Origin of the sequence: Tepidiforma sp. (assembly GCF_026419595.1) — a bacterium.
GTDB lineage: Bacteria > Chloroflexota > Dehalococcoidia > Tepidiformales > Tepidiformaceae > Tepidiforma.
This window is the reverse complement of the sequence record NZ_JANZZD010000121.1, coordinates 1-262: the sequence shown is the minus strand read 5'-3', so window position 1 is coordinate 262 and position 262 is coordinate 1. Positions and strand designations below refer to the sequence as shown.

General features: G+C 49.6%; 1 pseudogene. It reads right to left on the bottom strand.

The features are described from left to right. Positions 1-16 precede the first annotated feature (16 nt). A pseudogene (locus N2041_RS14710) lies at positions 17-262 on the bottom strand (D-alanine--D-alanine ligase A); the annotation flags it as partial.

Sequence of the window (262 nt, the reverse complement as noted above, 5' to 3'; positions counted from 1 at the left end):
ACCTGTTTCTCCACACTTATTTCCTTTCGTACGACCTGAAGGTTTGTTCATGCTTTTCAAAGGCCAGCTCAATGAGCCTTGTGATCAGCTCGGAATATGGAATGCCGCTTGCTTCCCAAAGCTTCGAATACATGCTGATGCTGGTGAAGCCGGGCATGGTGTTGATTTCGTTAAGTACAACGCGGCCTGTTTGATGCTCGACAAAGAAGTCAACCCTGGAAAGGCCTGAGCAGCCGAGGGCCTTGAAGGCTCTAACGGCATA